General features: G+C 52.6%; 15 protein-coding genes. 11 read left to right on the top strand and 4 right to left on the bottom strand.

Annotated features, from left to right (window positions below):
* Positions 1–11: 11 nt before the first annotated feature.
* The gene (locus A9180_RS08365) at positions 12–1,283 is read right to left on the bottom strand and encodes an aromatic amino acid transport family protein (RefSeq protein ID WP_064527820.1); all 1,272 of its coding nucleotides are present in this window, start codon (positions 1,281–1,283) and stop codon (positions 12–14) included.
* A 475-nt stretch (positions 1,284–1,758) separates the two neighbouring features.
* Here A9180_RS08365 and A9180_RS24200 point away from each other — a divergent pair, with 475 nt between their 5' ends.
* The 3 genes from A9180_RS24200 (at position 1,759) to A9180_RS24190 (ending at position 2,832) form a co-directional block, all read left to right on the top strand.
* Complete coding sequence (locus A9180_RS24200) at positions 1,759–1,866, top strand: type I toxin-antitoxin system toxin Ldr family protein (RefSeq protein ID WP_074399497.1); 108 nt, start codon at positions 1,759–1,761, stop codon at positions 1,864–1,866.
* 375 nt (positions 1,867–2,241) lie between these two features.
* Positions 2,242–2,349 (top strand): type I toxin-antitoxin system toxin Ldr family protein, encoded by a 108-nt coding sequence (locus A9180_RS22805; protein WP_074399497.1) that lies wholly within the window; start codon positions 2,242–2,244, stop codon positions 2,347–2,349.
* A 375-nt stretch (positions 2,350–2,724) separates the two neighbouring features.
* Positions 2,725–2,832 (top strand): type I toxin-antitoxin system toxin Ldr family protein, encoded by a 108-nt coding sequence (locus A9180_RS24190; RefSeq protein ID WP_074399495.1) that lies wholly within the window; start codon positions 2,725–2,727, stop codon positions 2,830–2,832.
* 86 nt (positions 2,833–2,918) lie between these two features.
* Here A9180_RS24190 and bcsG read toward each other — a convergent pair whose 3' ends face one another.
* Genes bcsG through bcsE form a run of 3 tightly spaced genes read right to left on the bottom strand, consistent with a single transcriptional unit; the run spans position 2,919 to position 6,354 of the window.
* Positions 2,919–4,598: a cellulose biosynthesis protein BcsG gene (gene bcsG, locus A9180_RS08340; RefSeq protein WP_064527816.1), complete on the bottom strand. Its 1,680-nt coding sequence runs from the start codon at positions 4,596–4,598 to the stop codon at positions 2,919–2,921.
* The gene (gene bcsF, locus A9180_RS08335) at positions 4,595–4,786 is read right to left on the bottom strand and encodes a cellulose biosynthesis protein BcsF (protein ID WP_064527814.1); all 192 of its coding nucleotides are present in this window, start codon (positions 4,784–4,786) and stop codon (positions 4,595–4,597) included. Before bcsF ends, bcsG begins: the two co-directional genes overlap by 4 nt.
* Positions 4,783–6,354, bottom strand: coding sequence for a cellulose biosynthesis c-di-GMP-binding protein BcsE (gene bcsE / locus A9180_RS08330; RefSeq protein ID WP_074399494.1), 1,572 nt, complete (start codon positions 6,352–6,354; stop codon positions 4,783–4,785). Before bcsE ends, bcsF begins: the two co-directional genes overlap by 4 nt.
* A 273-nt stretch (positions 6,355–6,627) precedes the next feature.
* Here bcsE and bcsR point away from each other — a divergent pair, with 273 nt between their 5' ends.
* From bcsR to dctA, 8 genes are all read left to right on the top strand, one after another.
* Entirely contained in the window at positions 6,628–6,816 is a 189-nt protein-coding gene (gene bcsR, locus A9180_RS08325) for a cellulose biosynthesis protein BcsR (RefSeq protein WP_064527810.1), read from the top strand.
* A gap of 11 nt (positions 6,817–6,827) precedes the next feature.
* Positions 6,828–7,580 carry a cellulose biosynthesis protein BcsQ gene (bcsQ, locus tag A9180_RS08320; RefSeq protein WP_064527808.1) on the top strand — a complete coding sequence of 251 codons (753 nt, stop codon included), beginning with the start codon at positions 6,828–6,830 and terminating at the stop codon, positions 7,578–7,580.
* Complete coding sequence (bcsA, locus tag A9180_RS08315) at positions 7,577–10,195, top strand: UDP-forming cellulose synthase catalytic subunit (protein ID WP_064527806.1); 2,619 nt, start codon at positions 7,577–7,579, stop codon at positions 10,193–10,195. The genes bcsQ and bcsA overlap by 4 nt, the downstream gene beginning before the upstream one ends.
* A gap of 10 nt (positions 10,196–10,205) precedes the next feature.
* Positions 10,206–12,545 carry a cellulose biosynthesis cyclic di-GMP-binding regulatory protein BcsB gene (bcsB, locus tag A9180_RS08310; protein WP_064527804.1) on the top strand — a complete coding sequence of 780 codons (2,340 nt, stop codon included), beginning with the start codon at positions 10,206–10,208 and terminating at the stop codon, positions 12,543–12,545.
* A 6-nt stretch (positions 12,546–12,551) separates the two neighbouring features.
* Positions 12,552–13,658 carry a cellulose synthase complex periplasmic endoglucanase BcsZ gene (bcsZ, locus tag A9180_RS08305; protein WP_064528023.1) on the top strand — a complete coding sequence of 369 codons (1,107 nt, stop codon included), beginning with the start codon at positions 12,552–12,554 and terminating at the stop codon, positions 13,656–13,658.
* Complete coding sequence (gene bcsC, locus A9180_RS08300) at positions 13,640–17,113, top strand: cellulose synthase complex outer membrane protein BcsC (RefSeq protein WP_064527802.1); 3,474 nt, start codon at positions 13,640–13,642, stop codon at positions 17,111–17,113. The genes bcsZ and bcsC overlap by 19 nt, the downstream gene beginning before the upstream one ends.
* A gap of 82 nt (positions 17,114–17,195) precedes the next feature.
* Positions 17,196–19,184 (top strand): biofilm formation regulator HmsP, encoded by a 1,989-nt coding sequence (gene hmsP / locus A9180_RS08295; protein ID WP_074399493.1) that lies wholly within the window; start codon positions 17,196–17,198, stop codon positions 19,182–19,184.
* A gap of 182 nt (positions 19,185–19,366) precedes the next feature.
* Entirely contained in the window at positions 19,367–20,653 is a 1,287-nt protein-coding gene (gene dctA, locus A9180_RS08290; protein ID WP_064527800.1) for a C4-dicarboxylate transporter DctC, read from the top strand.
* Positions 20,654–20,751: the final 98 nt, after the last annotated feature.

Below are 20,751 nucleotides of genomic sequence, written 5' to 3'. Positions count from 1 at the left end.
TGCGCTCCGGTTTACTCAATCAGCTTCAACAGTGGCGACAAGCACAGCAAAATGCCATAAAACAGGATAAGCCATGTTTTTAGCCCGCGTAGTTTTTTCAGTTGTGAAACTTTAGAGATCAGGAAAAACGGAATCAGGCACGACACAATGCCATACAACGGGCTTCCCAACTGAAAGAACACCAGCACCGATACACGAAACGAAACCCAAATCGTCAACGTAATGACGATAAAAGCGCAAATTGCCAAAGTCAGCATGCGCGAGTTAATTTTCTGGATATCAATAATTCGGCTTAACAGATTGAGAATAATGCCTTTAATGGCCTCGTGGAAACCGAGGTAAATGCCAAAGAAAGCGGTCAGTACGGCAAAGATATTCAACACCGTAGAGGTGATATGAATGATATGTCCGGGGATCACCTGCGCGGCCAGTGCCAGTGCCGAGATATTTTGCTCAAAGGCAGAAACCGCCTCTTCATGGCTTATCGAAAAGGTAAACGAAAAGGCAAAAAACAGGATCACCGCGATGAGCGTGATATAGCTAATCCGGTGGGTACGCAGCGCGAGCCGAGTTGCCAGTACTTTATCCGTTTCCCGTTTACGATAGGCAATATTCATCGGGTTAAGCACCTGAATAAATACCGCAGAAAAGAAACAAAATGGAATGGTGAGCAGGACGTCGCGAAAAAATACGGAGGCTTGTGGGAAGGCGGCTATATTGGCGAAATTCCAGTGTGGGATCATCGCAAAACCGAACACGACAATAATCCCTACTTTGACCACCACCATTGGCCCAGAGATCTTAAACAGCAACCTTTCACCGCCAGACGCAATCGCAACCAGTACGGCGAAAATAGCGACTTTATAAAGTAGAGATTGTGAAAGATCGGCATCGGTTAAACCGAAGGTTTTCAGGTATGAGGCGCTGTCGAAAACCACGGAGAGAGAGTAGATAAAAATCCCGTGGATAATCATCAAAAAGTAGATAACTCCGAGGAAAATTCCCCAGTTTTTGCCCAGGTAATGACTGATAATATCTGTATAGTCATTACAGGAATCACTTTCTGAAAGTGTCTTTAAATAAATGTCCTGCACTATCCAGGTAGCTGGATAAGCAATGATTGCAGCGGTAATAAATACCCAAATTCCCTTCAGGCCAATTTGTACCGGCATCAGTACGGTTCCGGCACCAATCGCCATTCCTATGCATAATAAAACCCAGCCGAAGTCGTAGCGCGTAAACGGCAATTTGTGATCGTGTAATGGTTGTGTGTTGTGCTGCATAAAGTCCTGTCCAGAAAGAAGTCAGCCTCGTAAAAATGAATAACCCCAGCTTCTCTTGCGCAACTGGTAGAGAAGTTGAATACGCAGTGTGTAACGAATGAGACAACAGATTCACTGGGGAGAACGCGAGGAGGCGCAATTCTACAAAATTGCGCATTTCACTACCAGTCTGGAGTCAGCCCGGATATTAACTGCAACTATTGTAAACAAAGAAATTAAGCTGGAAGGCATCACGCAATGAGGAAGATTGCCGGGTGCTGACGGTAAAAAGCAATCGTAGAATCAGCGGCAAGCCGGAAGGATTCCGGTGAGGCGCAATGTTGCGGGGGCTTTATCCCTGGTGGCATTGGTTGCTGGAGAGAGAAAACCCCCGCACGTTGCAGGTATACACCTGACAATATGACGGGGGCTAATCTTGAACCTTAACAACTCAAGGATAGCCGCGAAACGTTGTCATTACAACAGAGGCGGCTATATGACGCTCGCAGAGTTGAGCATGGCCTTCTGGCATGATTTAGCGGCTCCGGTCATTGCTGGCATTCTCGCCAGCCTGATCGTGAGCTGGCTGAATAAGCGGAAGTAACATGCCATGCGGGCGTCAGGCTGCCGTAATGGCAATTTGCGCCCGGACCAGGCCGCAGGGATAAAACTCTGCGGCCTTTTTCGTAAGAAAAATGTAACGGTTGCAAGCCGGTCATCTTCTGCGGAACGCGCAGCACAGAGTGAAGAAGTGATGGATTTCGAAGCAGAAAAACAGACGTAGAATCAGCGGTAAGCCGGAAGGATTCCGGTGAGGCGCAATGTTGCGGGGGCTTTATCCCTGGTGGCATTGGTTACTGGAGAGAGAAAACCCCCGCACGTTGCAGGTATGAACCTGACAACATCACGGGGGCCGTTCTTGCATCTAGACCATTCAAGAATAGCCGCGAAACGTTGTCATTACAACAGAGGCGGCTATATGACGCTCGCAGAGTTGAGCATGGCCTTCTGGCATGATTTAGCGGCTCCGGTCATTGCTGGCATTCTTGCCAGCCTGATCGTGAGCTGGCTGAATAAGCGGAAGTAACGTGTCATGCGGGCGTCAGGCTGCCGTAATGGCAATTTGCGCCCGGACCAGGCCGCAGGGGTGAAACTCTGCGGCCTTTTTCGTAAGAAAAATGTAACGGTTGCAAGCCGGTAATATTCTGCGGAACGCGCAGCACAGAGTGAAGAAGTGACGGATTCCGCAGCACAAAAACAGTCGTAGAATCAGCGGCAAGCCGGAAGAGTTCCGGTGAGGCGCAATGTTGCGGGGGCTTTATCCCTGGTGGCATTGGTTGCTGGAGAGAGAAAACCCCCGCACGTTGCAGGTATGCACCTGACAACATCACGGGGGCTAATCTTGAACCTAGACCACTCAAGAATAGCCGCGAAACGTTGTCATTACAACAGAGGCGGCTATATGACGCTCGCAGAGTTGAGCATGGCCTTCTGGCATGATTTAGCGGCTCCGGCCATTGCTGGCATTCTCGCCAGCCTGATCGTGAGCTGGCTGAATAAGCGGAAGTAACATGCCATGCGGGCGTCAGGCTGCCGTAATGGCAATTTGCGCCCGGACCAGGCCGCAGGGGTGAAACTCTGCGGCCTTTTTCGTAATTACTGCGGATAAGGCACCCAGTCGCCACCGTTCAGGCGAACATACGGTTTATTTTGATATTGAATGACCACCGCATTCGAGTTCTCGGAAACAGGCGCCGTCTGCGGTAATCCACTGGTAAGTTTTTTCCAGTCAACATTGTCTTCGGTGAAAATCTTGCCATCGAGAACGCGAACCACCAAATCAGAGATTGCCAGGAAGCTGCTTGGTTGGTCGATGACAATTGGCGCTCCCTGATGTGGTGTTTTCATGCCGAAGAATTTCACGCCAACCGGTACATCAGTGATTGCCGGACTAGGAATATCACGCAAACCAGACACTTGCATTCTGTCACCTTTCAACGCGCCACCGTGTTCCGGCACTACGACCACCATCACTTTACGGCCAGATTTCTCCAGCTCGGTAAAGAACGCATCCAGTTCATCAAAGAATTTCTGCGCCCGCGCTTTGTAGTCTGCTGTTTTGCTGACTCCCGGATAATGGTTGCCATCATGCAGTGGAAGCGTGTTGTAGAACGTAGCGCTACGAGTGTTTTTATCTTTTTCGGTAACGTCCAGCCAGCGATTAAGCACGGCGGTATCGTCATAAACCGGTGAGCCATCAAAGCCCAGCAAAATGACGGGAAGATTTGTTTGATCCATTAACTCCGTTTGCATACCGCCATTTTCGCGAACTTCTTTCAGGAAGCCGCCAAACTGGCCGTTATGTCCCATCATCAGGTGCTGGGTAAAGCCCAGTTTTGACAAGTTATCGAACAGATAGCAGTCATTATTTGCCGGTTGATACAGATTGGTGTGCGATGGCTGGCCGCAGCTGGCGCGCAGCAGACGAATCGCCGCCGGACCGCTGTATGAGGTTGCAGAGTTAAAATTCTTGAACTCAATATCGAAATGCGACCACAACGGATGTGACATTAATCCGGCAGCTTCAATATCCGACCATGAAAGCGAGCAGATATTAATCACCAGAAGCTCAAATGGTTGCGCATCCGCTGGCAGCGCGGATGGGAAGGCCGATTTACGTTTCGCCTCGGCGTTATAGAAATTGTTCAGCCAGGCATTGAGGTTTGCGGTTGTCGGCGGTGCAGTTTGCGCTGGCATATCTCCAACTACTGGCGTGCCACCGGTTGCCGCGACAGTTGCCGCTGCGTTACCGCCCGTCGTTGTTACCGTGGTAGTCGGTTGACCGGCTGGCCACAGGGAGAAACTTGGGCCAGCCAGCGTAAGTACGTTCAGCCACACCAGAATGGCGACCACAAAAACGGTGATGCGAATCCATTGCGAAAGGAATAACCAGGCCACTAGCAAAACAAAGACAGCACCAATCATCTGCCAGTTAATAAAGCGCGTGACCAGGTCGATTAAATAATCGGTACTAAAGCCTGCCACCTGTGACCCCTGACTCATAATACTTTCCGGGCCAGGTAGCCAGGTATCATGCCAGAAGAGGGCAAAGCCGATCGGCAGGGCGATCCAGTGGCGCAGGCGATGCAGGCTGTAGCGCGGAATCGGCATTAGCAAGAATGCGGCAAACACCAGATTGAGTAGCGGATGGAAGTTAAGGTAGCCCGCCCACAACAGGCCGAACTTAACCAGAAAATAAAAGTTCCAGCCAGAAAGGCCGCGCCAGTATTGCCAGAGGGAAGAAGGCATAGTGGTATTTTGGGTAAATTGAGTCATTTTTTGGTAGCCCTGGCTTTTTCTGCACGGCGTAACGTACCGGTCGGTTTTACATAACGAGGTTTCGCAAATAACAAACGCAGGGTGTCACGAATGCGCCGTAGGGAATGGCGCGCCAGATAGCCCAGCGGGAAAAAAACAAGCGCACAAACGACAATGATTTCAATGATATCGCTGATGGTCATCATGAAGAATGCTCCACAGGATCACTCAACAGTCGCAGCGGTTCCGGTATTCGTCGCCAGTTACGCCCATCATGCTCGGCATTGATTACCGGCATGGAGGCCTGAGTTAAAGGCAGTGGTACCCCCCACTGTTCCGGGGCCAGCAGACGCATTTGCACCAGCTCGGCGCTGATTTGGTCATCTTCAAACCAGACCATACGGTTAGAGAAAATATCGCCGGTAGGCAACGGGAAAATGTGATTCAACGCAGTATCCAGATCGTTGATCCGGCAGAATGAGAGGAACAGGACCAGCCGATTGCCACCAACGGTCATAATGTCGCCAGTGCGATTTGGACGGCATAGTGTCAGGGCTTGCTCAACACGAATGCCAGGAACCGGGCGCAGTGCTACCAGCACCCCTTTACCATGTGCAGGCAGCAACGTGTTGTTCATCATATTATTTACTGCGTTACAGAACACATCCCACTTTTGAAAACCGCGCAGTTTCAGTGGTTGGGTCATGGACAGCAAGGTCGCGATATCTTCCGGAACATAGCGGCTGAACTTCTGCCCTTGCACGCTTTCAATCATCGTCAGACAACGGGAGAGCGGAGCATTCCACGGAATCACCATATTCGCACCGCAGGCCAACAACAAACGTTCATCCGTGGCGCGCAGGCTGGCGATATTTTCCCGTACGAGGATTTTGAACGCACTACCGCGCTGGCGACGCAGGGTATGAATGCTGCGGGCCAGTGGCTCAATTTGCGCATTTTGCTGTAAAGAAAATACCACCGTTGCCGCCTGAGCGGTACGGGCTTCATTGAACAGGGCTTCGTTGTTGTCGAACAGTTGCCAGTGTTCTGATAGCGGGGGGGCGCCTTCCAGCACAGCAATATTGCTAAGAATGCGTTTTTCATCGCTGCGTGGTTGGATCTCCGCTTCTTCGCGCTGAACTAACGTCCAGCTCCCCTCTTGCTGCTGAACGATGAGTTGCTGACGGGCGCTAACCCCTTTTTCGTTGCACCAGAAGGCGATATCCAGCAGATGTTGCTCGCCCTGAAAACGCAAACTGGCGAGGCCAAAAAGAGAACGGTACTCTTCAAGCAACAATGAAAATTGTTTATCGTTATTATTTCCTGGATTAATTACCAGCAGTGAACAATGGTATAATCTACTCCACTTGTTCATTTTATCCAGCCATGAACGAAGCCGCTCAGTTGGAATGTTTTGCCATGCGTTATTGGTGCAAACAAGAATAAAAAGATAATTTTCGGGATCAATAGAACATTGTAAATCACGGGGCAAATAGTATAGCCCCTTTTCATGATTTAGCATTGAAAATAATTTTATTTTTTCCGGTCCGTGAGAATCATCTAATTTGAAGGTTTTTCCGGGATCGCCATCCATGCTAATGACCGCGACTTTCGCGGTTTCAGCTTGAGAAGCTATCGTTTGATTCACAAGGCTGATAGCATCTTCTTGACGATCGACGTTAAACCACCAGACGCCGCCTGCTGGCATATGCCGCAACTCATCCCACAATGATGAGATACCGATAGAGAATACAGGGTCCACAATGTCCCTCAAGTCACCATTTTGTCTGATTATCAGTTTACTAGCGAAAGCTAAGAAATAAACCTACCATTGAAATTAAAACTTATCAGATTTAGCATGTGAATCAATTTAGCAGGCTGGAAGCCTTATGATATCAGTCTTTTCGTTTTTTACTTTCTTTAGTTGCATACATGAAAGTTAAAAAATGAACGGATGGCGTATTGCCGTCTGGCATTATACGGGCAAAATTCTGTCGATTAGAATTGACTGATGCGTGGCGAGTATATTTTATCGAGATTAAGCATAATGAATAACAACGAACAGGATACTCTGCCTGATCCCGCGATAGGCTATATCTTTCAGAATGATATTTTGGCGTTAAAGCAGGCGTTTTCACTGCCTGATATCGATTATGCCGATATTTCTCAGCGTGAGCAGTTGGCAGCGGCGTTAAAACGCTGGCCATTGTTGGCTGAGTTTGCGCAACAGAAGTAGGGGAGTAATGAATGGCCGTACTGGGATTGCAGGGGGTTCGGGGAGGTGTGGGTACGACAACCATCACCGCCGCGTTGGCCTGGTCATTGCAAATGTTGGGAGAAAATGTTCTGGTTGTTGATGCCTGCCCGGACAATTTGTTGCGCTTGTCGTTCAACGTTGATTTTACCCATCGTCAGGGCTGGGCCAGAGCCATACTGGATGGTCAGGACTGGCGAGATGCCGGGATGCGCTATACCTCGCAGCTCGATCTGCTGCCTTTTGGACAGTTAACCATTGAAGAGCAAGAGAATCCCCAGCACTGGCAAACTCAGTTGGGGGCAATTTGCACAGGCCTACAGCAACTGCAGGCCAGTGGGCGTTATCAATGGATTTTGATTGACTTACCGCATGACGCCTCGCCTATAACGCATCAAATTCTGAGCCTGTGCGATCACTTGCTGGCAATCGTCAAAGTGGATGCCAACTGCCATATTCGGCTGCATCAGCAAGCACTGCCTGCTGGCGCGCATATATTGATTAATGATTTCCGCATTGGCAGCCAGGTTCAGGAAGATATTTACCAGTTGTGGTTACAAAGCCAGCGCCGGTTACTGCCAATGTTGATTCATCGCGATGAAGCGATGGCTGAATGCCTGGCGGCGAAACAGCCGCTAGGTGAATACCGCAGTGATGCGCTGGCGGCGGAGGAAATTCTGACGCTGGCAAACTGGTGCCTGTTGAACTATTCCGGGCTGAAAACGCCAGTCGGGAGCACGTCATGAGTATCTTGACCCGGTGGTTGCTTATCCCGCCGGTCAACGCGCGTCTTATCGGGCGTTATCGGGATTACCGCCGTCACGGCGCATCGGCTTTCAGCGCGACGCTTGGCTGCTTTTGGCTGATCCTGGCCTGGGTGTTCATTCCGCTTGAACACCCGCGCTGGCAGCGTATCCGCGCAGAACATAAAAACCTTTACCCACATATCAACGCTTCGCGTCCGCGCCCGTTGGATCCGGTCCGCTATGTCATTCAGACTTGCTGGTTGCTGATCGGTGCTTCACGCAGAGAGACGCCAAAACCACGCTGGCGAGCATTTTCTGGCTTGCAGAATATCCGTGAGCGTTACCATCAATGGATGGACGAACTGCCAGAACGTGTCAGCCAGAACACGCAACATCTTGATGAGAAAAAAGAACTGGGCCATCTGAGCACTGGAGCACGGCGTTTTATTCTTGGCGTCATTGTGACTTTCTCGCTGATTCTGGCGCTGATTTGCGTCACTCAACCTTTTAATCCGTTGTCGCAATTTATCTTCCTGATGTTGCTGTGGGGCGTGGCGCTAATGGTGCGGCGTATGCCAGGGCGCTTCTCGGCGCTGATGTTGATTGTGCTGTCGCTGACTGTCTCGTGTCGCTATATCTGGTGGCGCTACACCTCCACACTGAACTGGGACGATCCGGTCAGTCTGGTATGTGGCTTAATCCTGCTATTTGCGGAAACGTATGCGTGGATTGTGCTGGTGCTTGGCTACTTCCAGGTGGTGTGGCCGCTGAATCGTCAGCCAGTACCACTGCCGAAAGACATGTCGCAATGGCCGTCGGTGGATATCTTTGTACCAACCTACAACGAAGATCTCAGCGTGGTGAAAAACACCATTTATGCCTCGCTGGGTATCGACTGGCCGAAAGACAAACTCAACATCTGGATCCTTGATGACGGTGGCAGGGAAGAGTTCCGCCAGTTTGCGCAAAACGTTGGGGTGAAATATATCGCCCGAACGACGCATGAACATGCGAAAGCAGGCAACATCAACAATGCGCTGAAATATGCCAAAGGCGAGTTCGTGTCGATTTTCGACTGCGACCACGTTCCCACACGCTCGTTCCTGCAAATGACCATGGGCTGGTTCCTGAAAGAAAAGCAGTTGGCGATGATGCAGACGCCTCACCACTTCTTCTCGCCAGATCCGTTCGAACGCAACCTGGGGCGTTTTCGTAAAACGCCGAACGAAGGCACGCTGTTCTACGGTCTGGTGCAGGACGGTAATGACATGTGGGATGCCACTTTCTTCTGCGGTTCCTGTGCAGTGATTCGTCGTAAGCCGTTGGACGAGATTGGCGGCATCGCCGTCGAAACCGTTACTGAAGATGCACATACTTCTCTGCGTTTACACCGTCGTGGCTACACTTCCGCTTATATGCGTATTCCCCAGGCTGCGGGGCTGGCGACTGAAAGCCTTTCGGCGCACATTGGGCAGCGTATCCGTTGGGCGCGCGGGATGGTGCAAATCTTCCGTCTTGATAACCCGCTTACTGGTAAAGGGCTGAAGTTCGCCCAGCGGCTGTGCTACGTCAACGCTATGTTCCACTTCTTGTCGGGTATCCCACGGCTGATCTTCCTGACCGCGCCGCTGGCGTTTCTGCTGCTGCACGCCTACATCATTTACGCGCCTGCGTTGATGATAGCCCTGTTTGTGCTGCCGCATATGATTCACGCCAGCCTGACCAACTCGAAGATTCAGGGTAAATATCGCCACTCCTTCTGGAGCGAAATCTACGAGACGGTACTCGCCTGGTATATCGCCCCGCCGACGCTGGTGGCGCTGATTAACCCGCACAAAGGCAAATTTAACGTCACCGCCAAAGGTGGTTTGGTGGAGGAAGAGTACGTCGACTGGGTGATCTCGCGACCGTATATCTTCCTCGTATTACTCAACCTGGTCGGTGTTGCTGTCGGTATCTGGCGTTACTTCTACGGCCCGCCGACCGAAATGCTCACCGTGGTCGTTAGTATGGTTTGGGTGTTCTACAACCTGATTATTCTCGGCGGCGCAGTAGCAGTATCGGTTGAAAGTAAACAGGTTCGTCGTTCGCATCGTGTTGAGATGACCATGCCAGCGGCGATTGCCCGGGAAGATGGGCATCTTTTCTCCTGCACCGTTCAGGACTTCTCTGACGGCGGTCTGGGGATCAAGATCAACGGTCAGGCGCAGATTCTGGAAGGACAGAAAGTAAGCCTGCTGCTCAAACGCGGTCAGCAAGAGTATGCCTTCCCGACTCAGGTTGCGCGTGTGATGGGTAACGAAGTGGGGCTGCAATTGATGCCGCTCACTACCCAGCAACATATCGATTTTGTGCAGTGTACGTTTGCCCGTGCGGATACATGGGCGCTCTGGCAGGACAGCTACCCGGAAGATAAGCCGCTGGAAAGTCTGCTGGATATTTTGAAGCTCGGCTTCCGTGGCTACCGCCATCTGGCGGAGTTTGCGCCTTCTTCGGTGAAGGGCATTTTCCGCGTACTGACTTCTCTGGTTTCCTGGGTTGTTTCGTTCATTCCGCGTCGACCGGAACGGAGTGAAACGGTACAACCATCGGATCAGGCTTTGGCTCAACAATGATGATAACGCGATGAAAAGAAAACTATCCTGGATTTGTGCAGTGGCTATGGGGATGAGCGTATTCCCCTCCTTCATGACGCAGGCGACGCCAGCAACGCAACCACTGATCAATGCTGAGTCAACTGTGCCTGCCCAGGCGGAGCAAAATCCGCGGGTCGGACAGGTGATGCCAGGCGTGCAGGGCGCGGACGCGCCCATTGTGGCGCAGAATGGTCCTTCACGCGATGTGAAGCTGACCTTTGCGCAAATCGCGCCGCCGCCGGGCAGCATGGTGCTGCGTGGTATCAACCCGAACGGCAGCATTGAGTTTGGTATGCGCAGCGATGAAGTGGTGACGAAGGCGATGCTCAACCTCGAATACACGCCATCCCCATCGTTACTGCCTGTCCAGTCGCAGTTAAAGGTTTATCTCAATGATGAACTGATGGGCGTGCTGCCAGTGACCAAAGAACAGTTGGGTAAAAAGACGCTGGCGCAAATGCCAATTAACCCACTGTTTATTACCGACTTCAACCGTGTGCGGCTGGAGTTTGTCGGTCATTATCAGGATGTGTGTGAAAACCCAGCCAGCACCACGCTTTGGCTGGATGTTGGACGCAGTAGTGGACTGGATCTGACGTATCAATCACTGAATGTGAAAAATGACCTGTCACACTTCCCGATCCCGTTCTTTGACCCGCGAGATAACCGTGCCAACATCTTGCCGATGGTCTTTGCGGGTGCGCCGGATGTTGGTCTGCAACAGGCTTCGGCGATTGTTGCGTCGTGGTTTGGCTCCCGTTCTGGCTGGCGTGGGCAGAACTTCCCGGTACTCTATAATCAGCTTCCGGACCGCAATGCGATTGTTTTTGCGACTAACGACAAACGCCCGGACTTCCTGCGCGATCATCCGGCAGTAAAAGCCCCGGTGATTGAGATGATCAACCATCCGGAAAATCCTTACGTCAAACTGCTGGTGGTCTTTGGGCGTGACGACAAAGATCTATTGCAGGCGGCGAAAGGCATTGCTCAGGGCAATATTTTGTTCCGTGGCGACAGCGTAGTGGTGAACGATGTTAAACCGCTGCTGCCGCGTAAACCGTACGATGCGCCGAACTGGGTGCGAACCGATCGTCCGGTCACCTTTGGTGAGCTGAAAACCTATGAAGAACAGTTGCAGTCCAGCGGGCTGGAGCCGGCAGCGATTAATATCTCGCTGAACTTGCCGCCAGACCTCTACCTGATGCGCAGCACCGGTATCGATATGGATATCAACTATCGCTACACCATGCCGCCGGTAAAAGACAGCTCGCGGATGGATATCAGCCTGAACAACCAGTTCCTGCAATCTTTTAACCTGAGCAGTAAACAGGAGGCGAACCGCCTGCTGCTGCGGATTCCAGTGTTGCAAGGTTTGCTGGATGGTAAAACCGATGTCTCCATTCCGGCGCTGAAACTGGGGGCGACCAACCAGTTGCGTTTCGATTTTGAGTATATGAATCCGATGCCGGGCGGTTCGGTGGATAACTGTATTACCTTCCAGCCGGTGCAGAACCATGTGGTGATTGGCGACGACTCCACCATCGACTTCTCGAAGTATTACCACTTCATTCCGATGCCGGACCTGCGCGCGTTTGCCAATGCGGGCTTCCCGTTCAGCCGGATGGCGGATTTGTCGCAAACCATCACCGTGATGCCAAAAACGCCAAACGAAGCACAGATGGAAACGCTGCTTAATACCGTGGGCTTTATTGGCGCACAGACGGGCTTCCCGGCGATCAACCTGACGGTGACCGATGACGGCAGCACCATTCAGGGGAAAGACGCCGATATCATGATAATCGGCGGTATTCCGGACAAATTAAAAGATGACAAGCAGATCGATCTGCTGGTGCAGGCTACCGAAAGTTGGGTGAAAACGCCGATGCGACAGACTCCGTTCCCCGGCATTGTGCCTGATGAAAACGACCGCGCAGCAGAAACGCAGTCCACACTGACCTCTTCTGGCGCGATGGCGGCGGTGATTGGCTTCCAGTCACCGTATAACGACCAGCGCAGCGTAATTGCGTTACTGGCGGATAGTCCACGCGGTTACGAGATGCTCAACGATGCGGTGAACGACAGCGGTAAACGCGCCACTATGTTTGGTTCCGTAGCGGTGATTCGCGAGTCCGGTGTTAACAGCCTGCGCGTTGGTGACGTCTATTACGTCGGTCATCTGCCGTGGTTTGAACGTTTATGGTACGCACTGGCGAACCATCCGATTCTGCTGGCGATACTGGCGGCAATCAGCGTGGTGCTGCTGGCCTGGGTACTGTGGCGTCTGCTGCGCATCATCAGCCGTCGTCGTCTTAATCCGGATAACGAGTAATAGATGATGAAAGTTTTGCGTAGTGGGATCGTGACGATGCTGCTGTTGGCTGCCTTCAGTGTTCAGGCAGCCTGCAACTGGCCTGCCTGGGAGCAGTTCAAAAAGGATTACATCAGTCAGGAAGGGCGTGTCATTGACCCCAGTGACGCACGCAAAATTACCACTTCTGAAGGGCAAAGCTACGGCATGTTCTTTGCCCTGGCGGCTAATGATCGTGCGACATTTGACAACCTACTTGACTGGACCCAGAACAATCTTGCTCAGGGGTCCTTAAACGAACATTTGCCTGCCTGGCTGTGGGGCAAAAAAGAGAGCAGTAAGTGGGAAGTGCTGGACAGCAATTCGGCCTCTGATGGTGATATCTGGATGGCCTGGTCGTTGCTTGAGGCGGGCCGATTGTGGAAAGAGCAACGTTATACCGACATCGGCAGCGCATTGTTAAAGCGCATTGCGCAAGAGGAAGTGGTGACGGTGCCGGGGCTGGGCTCCATGTTGTTACCGGGAAAAGTCGGCTTTGCCGAAAATAATACCTGGCGTTTGAATCCGAGTTATCTACCACCGACGCTGGCACAGTATTTCACCCGCTTTGGCACGCCCTGGACTACGCTGCGCGAAACGAATCAACGTTTGCTGCTGGAGACTGCCCCGAAAGGTTTTTCGCCTGACTGGGTGCGTTATGAAAAAGATAAAGGCTGGCAGCTGAAAGCTGAAAAAACGCTGATCAGCAGCTATGACGCCATTCGCGTTTATATGTGGGTTGGCATGATGCCCGACAGCGATCCGCAAAAAGCGCGGATGCTCAACCGTTTTAAACCGATGGCAACATTTACTGAGAAGAACGGCTATCCGCCGGAGAAAGTTGATGTCGCTACGGGTAAAGCTCAGGGTAAAGGGCCGGTAGGTTTTTCTGCGGCTATGTTGCCGTTTCTTCAGGACCGTGACGCGCAGGCTGTACAGCGCCAGCGTGTGGCAGATAACTTTCCTGGCAGCGATGCCTATTACAATTATGTGCTGACCCTGTTCGGACAAGGCTGGGATCAGCACCGTTTCCGCTTCTCGACAAAAGGTGAGTTATTACCGGACTGGGGCCAGGAATGCGCAAATTCACACTAAATATCCTCACACTTTCTCTCGGTCTGGCTGTGATGTCGATGGTCGAGGCGGCGCCAACCGCCCAGCAACAATTACTGGAGCAGGTACGAGTTGGCGAAGCGACTCATCGCGAAGACCTGGTGCAGCAGTCGCTGTATCGTCTGGAACTTATTGATCCGAATAACCCGGACGTCGTTGCTGCCCGCTTTCGCTCTCTGTTACGGCAGGGGGATGTTGATGGGGCGCAAAAACAACTCGACCGATTGTCGCAATTAGCGCCGAGTTCGAACGCTTACAAATCGTCGCGGACTACGATGTTGCTTTCCACGCCGGATGGTCGTCAGGCACTGCAACAGGCACGATTGCAAGCCACCACCGGGCATGCGGAAGAAGCCGTAGCAGGTTACAACAAACTGTTCAACGGGGCGCCGCCGGAAGGAGATATTGCCGTCGAGTACTGGAGTACAGTGGCGAAAATTCCGGCGCGCCGTGGCGAAGCGATTAATCAGCTAAAACGCATCAATGCGGATACGCCGGGCAATACGGGCTTGCAAAACAATCTGGCGTTATTGCTGTTTAGCAGCGATCGCCGTGACGAAGGTTTTGCCGTCCTGGAGCAGATGGCGAAATCCAACGCCGGGCGTGATGGGGCCGCTAAAATCTGGTACGCACAGATAAAAGACATGCCTGTCAGTGATGCCAGCGTGCAGGCGCTGAAAAAATATCTCTCAATTTTTAGCGATGGCGATAGTGTGGCTCTGGCGCAATCGCAACTGGCAGAACAACAAAAACAACTGGCCGATCCTAATTTCCGCGCTCGTGCGCAAGGTTTAGCGGCAGTGGACTCTGGCATGGCAGGTAAAGCCATTCCTGAACTGCAACAGGCAGTGCGCGCTAACCCGAAAGACAGTGAAGCCCTTGGGGCGCTGGGCCAGGCGTATTCCCAGAAAGGCGATCGCGCGAATGCGGTGGCTAATCTGGAGAAAGCCCTCGCGCTGGACCCGAACAGTAGCAACAACGATAAGTGGAACAGCCTGCTGAAAGTGAACCGCTACTGGCTGGCGATCCAGCAGGGCGATGCCGCGCTTAAAGCGAACAATCCTGATCAGGCGGAACGGTTGTTCCAGCAGGCGCGCAGTGTCGATAACACCGACAGCTATGCGGTGCTGGGGCTGGGTGATGTGGCGATGGCGCGGAAAGATTACCCCGCAGCCGAACGTTATTATCAACAGACGCTGCGGATGGATAGCGGCAACACCAACGCCGTGCGCGGTCTGGCGAATCTCTATCGCCAGCAATCGCCGGAAAAGGCCGAAGCATTTATTGCCTCGCTCTCTGCCAGCCAGCGGCGCAGCGTTGACGACATTGAACGCAGCCTGCAAAACGACCGTTTGTCACAGCAGGCCGAAGCGCTGGAAAAACAGGGCAAATGGGCGCAGGCGGCAGAACTTCAGCGGCAACGGCTGGCGCTGGACCCCGGCAGTGTGTGGATTACTTACCGACTTTCGCAGGATCTCTGGCAGGCTGGACAACGCAGTCAGGCTGATACTCTGATGCGCAATCTGGCGCAACAGAAGCCGAACGACCCGGAGCAGGTTTACGCCTACGGGCTGTATCTCTCCGGCCATGATCAAGACCGGGCGGCACTGGCGCATATCAACAGCCTGCCGCGCGCGCAGTGGAACAGCAATATTCATGAACTGGTGAACCGGCTGCAAAGCGATCAGGTGCTGGAAACAGCTAATCGCCTACGTGAAAGCGGCAAAGAAGCCGAAGCGGAAGCGATGCTGCGCCAGCAACCGCCTTCCACGCGCATTGACCTCACCCTGGCCGACTGGGCGCAGCAACGGCGCGATTACACCACCGCCCGCGCGGCGTATCAGAACGTCCTGACGCGCGAGCCAACTAACGTCGACGCCATTCTTGGGCTGACGGAAGTGGACATTGCTGCAGACGATAAAGCTGCGGCGCGTAGCCAGTTGGCGAAACTCCCGGCAACGGACAATGCTTCGCTGAATACCCAGCGGCGCGTGGCGCTGGTACAGACGCAGCTTGGCGATACCGCAGCGGCGCAGCAGACGTTTAACAAGCTGATCCCGCAGGCAAAATCTCAGCCGCCGTCGATGGAAAGCGCGATGGTACTGCGTGATGGTGCGAAGTTTGAAGCGCAGGCGGGCGATCCGCAGCAGGCGCTGGAAACCTACAAAGACGCGATGGTCGCATCCGGTGTGACCACGACGCGTCCGCAGGATAACGACACCTTCACTCGTCTTACGCGCAATGATGAGAAAGATGACTGGCTGAAACGTGGTGTGCGCAGCGACGCGGCGGATCTCTACCGTCAGCAGGATCTTAACGTCACCCTGGAGCATGATTACTGGGGATCGAGCGGCACTGGCGGTTACTCTGATCTGAAAGCGCACACCACTATGTTGCAGGTGGATGCACCGTATTCTGACGGACGGATGTTCTTTCGCAGTGATTTCGTCAATATGAATGTCGGCAGTTTTTCCGCCGACGCTGAGGGTAAATGGGATAACAACTGGGGTACCTGTACGTTACAGGACTGTAGCGGCAACCGCAGCCAGTCGGATTCCGGCGCAAGCGTGGCGGTCGGCTGGCGAAATGACGACTGGAGCTGGGATATCGGCACCACGCCGATGGGCTTCAACGTGGTGGATGTGGTCGGTGGCATCAGTTACAGCGACGATATCGGGCCGCTTGGTTACACCGTTAACGCCCATCGCCGACCTATTTCCAGTTCATTACTGGCCTTCGGCGGGCAAAAAGACTCTCCGAGCAATACCGGGAAAAAATGGGGCGGTGTGCGTGCCGATGGTGTGGGGTTAAGCCTGAGCTATGATAAAGGCGAGGCAAACGGCGTCTGGGCATCACTTAGCGGCGACCAGTTAACCGGCAAAAATGTCGAAGATAACTGGCGTGTGCGCTGGATGACGGGCTATTACTATAAAGTCATCAACCAGAATAATCGTCGCGTCACTATCGGTCTTAACAACATGATCTGGCATTACGACAAAGACCTGAGTGGGTACTCACTTGGGCAGGGCGGCTACTACAGCCCGCAGGAATATCTGTCGTTTGCCGTACCGGTGATGTGGCGTGAGCGCACGGAAAACTGGTCATGGGAGCTGGGCGCGTCTGGCTCGTGGTCGCATTCGCGCACCAAAACCATGCCGCGTTATCCGCTGATGAACCTGATCCCGAACGACTGGAAAGACGACGCCGCTGACCAGACCAACGGTGGTGGCAGCAGCCAGGGCTTTGGTTATACGGCGCGAGCGTTACTTGAACGGCGCGTCACATCCAACTGGTTTGTCGGCACGGCGATTGATATCCAACAGGCGAAAGATTATGCGCCAAGCCATTTCCTGCTCTATGTGCGGTATTCTGCCGCCGGATGGCAGGGCGATATGGATTTACCGCCACAGCCGCTGATACCTTACGCCGACTGGTAAGTTTTCAGATAGCGCCTCTCTTAATGCCGCTGCGATCGGGTATACTCGGGCGGCAGTCTTGGATTTCCGGGGGAGAGATAATTTGCGCGTTAGTCGTTCGTTAACAATCAAACAGATGGCAATGGTGGCGGCCGTTGTCCTGGTGTTTGTCTTTGTTTTTTGCACCGTTTTGCTGTTCCACCTGGTACAGCAGAATCGCTATAACACGGCTACGCAACTGGAAAGCATTGCTCGTTCTGTCCGCGAACCTTTGTCCTCAGCTATCCTCAAGGGGGATATTCCCCAGGCGGAGGCCATTCTTTCCAGCATTAAACCTGCGGGCGTGGTCAGCCGCGCAGATGTGGTGCTGCCTAACCAGTTCCAGGCGCTGCGTAAAAGTTTTATTCCTGAACGCCCGGTGCCGGTAATGGTTACCCGGCTGCTCGAACTACCGGTACAAATCTCGCTGGGCGTCTACTCGCTGGAGCGCCCGGCAAACCCACAACCGATTGCTTATCTGGTGTTACAGGCGGACTCCTTCCGCATGTATAAGTTCGTGATGAGCACGCTCTCCACGTTAGTGACCATTTACTTACTTTTGTCGCTCATCCTGACAGTGGCGATTAGCTGGTGTATTAATCGGCTGATTTTGCACCCTTTACGTAATATCGCCCGTGAGCTTAACGCCATTCCGCCGCAGGAGATTGTCGGCCATCAACTGGCGTTGCCGCGTCTGCATCAGGACGATGAAATAGGCATGCTGGTGCGTAGTTATAACCTTAACCAGCAATTGTTGCAGCGCCATTATGAAGAGCAGATCGAAAACGCGATGCGCTTCCCGGTATCGGACTTGCCAAATAAAGCCTTGCTGATGGAGATGCTGGAACAGGTGGTGACGCGTAAACAGACTACTGCGCTGATGATTATCACCTGCGAAACCCTGCGTGACACCGCCGGAGTGCTGAAAGAGGCACAGCGGGAAATCCTGCTACTGACGCTGGTGGAAAAACTCAAGTCGGTGCTGTCGCCGCGCATGATCCTCGCGCAGGTCAGTGGCTATGACTTCGCTGTTATCGCCAACGGTGTGCAGGAACCGTGGCACGCTATTACTTTAGGTCAGCAAGTGCTCACTATCATGAGCGAGCGTTTGCCGATTGATCGCATTCAACTGCGCCCACACTGTAACATCGGCGTGGCGATGTTCTATGGTGATATCACCGCCGAACAACTTTATGGTCGTGCTATTTCTGCAGCGTTTACTGCTCGTCATAAAGGGAAGAATCAGATTCAGTTCTATGATCCGCAGCAGATGGAAGCCGCTCAACAGCGGCTGACGGAAGAGAGCGATATCCTTAATGCGCTTGAAAATCATCAATTTGCGATTTGGTTACAACCACAAGTTGAGATGACCAGCGGCAAATTAGTCAGCGCGGAAGTGTTACTGCGTATCCAGCAACCGGATGGGAGTTGGGACCTACCGGATGGGTTAATTGATCGTATTGAGTCTTGTGGACTGATGGTTACCGTCGGTCACTGGGTGCTGGAAGAGTCATGCCGACTGCTTGCCGCCTGGCAGGAGCGCGGCATTATGCTGCCATTATCAGTAAACATCTCAGCTCTGCAGTTGATGCACCCGAATATGGTGGCGGATATGCTGGAACTGCTAACGCGCTATCGTGTCCAGCCAGGAACGTTGATTCTGGAAGTGACAGAAAGCCGACGCATTGATGACCCTCACGCGGCGGTGGCAATCCTTCGTCCGCTGCGTAATGCCGGAGTACAAGTGGCACTGGATGATTTCGGTATGGGCTATTCAGGGCTGCGTCAGTTGCAGCACATGAAATCTCTCCCGGTGGACGTATTGAAAATCGACAAAATGTTCATTGATGGTTTGCCGGAAGATAGCAGCATGATTGCCGCGATTATCATGCTGGCGAAAAGCCTGAATCTGCAAATCATTGCCGAAGGCGTGGAGACAGAAGCGCAGCGCGACTGGCTGGCAAAAGCGGGCGTTGGTATTGCCCAGGGCTTCCTTTTTGCCCGTCCACTCCCCATCGAAATCTTCGAAGAGAATTACCTGGAAGAAAAGTAGCTACCCCAAACTGATTACAAAACTTTAAAAAGTGCTGGTTTGTGCGAGCCAGCTCAAATTTTTTAACCTTTTTGTTTCAATTATGATCCAGGTACATTTCTGTGATGTTGTCTGGGTGTTATTTTAAGGCCGCAGGTACCCCATAACCTTACAAGACCTGTGGTTTTACTAAAGGACACCCTATGAAAACCTCTCTGTTTAAAAGCCTTTACTTTCAGGTCCTGACAGCGATAGCCATTGGTATTCTCCTTGGCCATTTCTACCCTGAAATAGGCGAGCAAATGAAACCGCTTGGCGACGGCTTCGTTAAGCTCATTAAGATGATCATCGCTCCTGTCATCTTTTGTACCGTCGTCACTGGCATTGCGGGCATGGAAAGCATGAAGGCGGTCGGTCGTACCGGCGCAGTCGCACTGCTTTACTTTGAAGTTGTTAGTACCATTGCGCTGATTATTGGTCTTATTATCGTTAACGTTGTACAGCCAGGTGCTGGAATGAACGTCGATCCGGCGAGTCTGGATGCGAAAGCGGTAGCCGTTTACGCCGCGCAAGCGAAAGACCAGGGCATTGTCGCTTTCATTATGGATGTCATCCCGGCGAGCGTCATTGGTGCCTTTGCCAGCGGTAACATCCTGCAGGTGCTGCTGTTTGCCGTACTGTTTGGTTTTGCGCTTCACCGTCTGGGCAGCAAAGGCCAGCTGATTTTTAACGTTATCGAAAGTTTCTCGCAGGTCATCTTCGGTATCATTAATATGATCATGCGCCTGGCACCGATTGGGGCGTTCGGGGCGATGGCGTTTACCATCGGCAAATACGGCGTCGGAACACTGGTGCAGCTGGGGCAGCTTATTATCTGCTTCTATATCACCTGTATCCTGTTTGTAGTGCTGGTACTGGGTTCGATCGCTAAAGCGACCGGTTTCAGTATCTTCAAATTTATCCGCTACATCCGCGAAGAACTGCTGATTGTGTTGGGAACATCGTCTTCCGAATCGGCGCTGCCACGTATGCTCGACAAGATGGAAAAACTCGGCTGCCGGAAATCGGTGGTGGGGTTGGTCATCCCGACAGGCTACTCGTTTAACCTTGATGGCACATCGATATACCTGACGATGGCGGCGGTATTTATCGCCCAGGCTACCAACAGTCAGATGGATATTGTCCACCAAATCACGCTGTTAGTCGTGTTGCTGCTTTCTTCAAAAGGGGCGGCTGGGGTAACGGGCAGTGGCTTTATCGTGCTGGCGGCGACACTTTCAGCCGTAGGCCATTTGCCGGTGGCGGGGCTAGCGCTGATCCTCGGTATTGACCGCTTCATGTCGGAAGCTCGTGCGCTGACTAACCTGGTCGGTAACGGCGTAGCAACCATCGTGGTCGCTAAGTGGGTTAAAGAACTGGACCACAAAAAACTGGACGATGTGCTGAATAATCGTGCGCCGGAAGGCAAAACGCACGAATTATCCTCTTAATCTCACCACTTATACCCGCACTCCCTTCCCCGAGTGCGGGTGTTTGCGCATAATTGACCCCTGTGCCTGAACTTACCACCTGGGTGAGTTCAGGTTTA

Origin of the sequence: Escherichia sp. B1147 (genome assembly GCF_001660175.1) — a bacterium.
Taxonomy (GTDB): Bacteria; Pseudomonadota; Gammaproteobacteria; order Enterobacterales; family Enterobacteriaceae; genus Escherichia; species Escherichia whittamii.
This window is presented reverse-complemented; position numbering and strand designations above follow the sequence as displayed.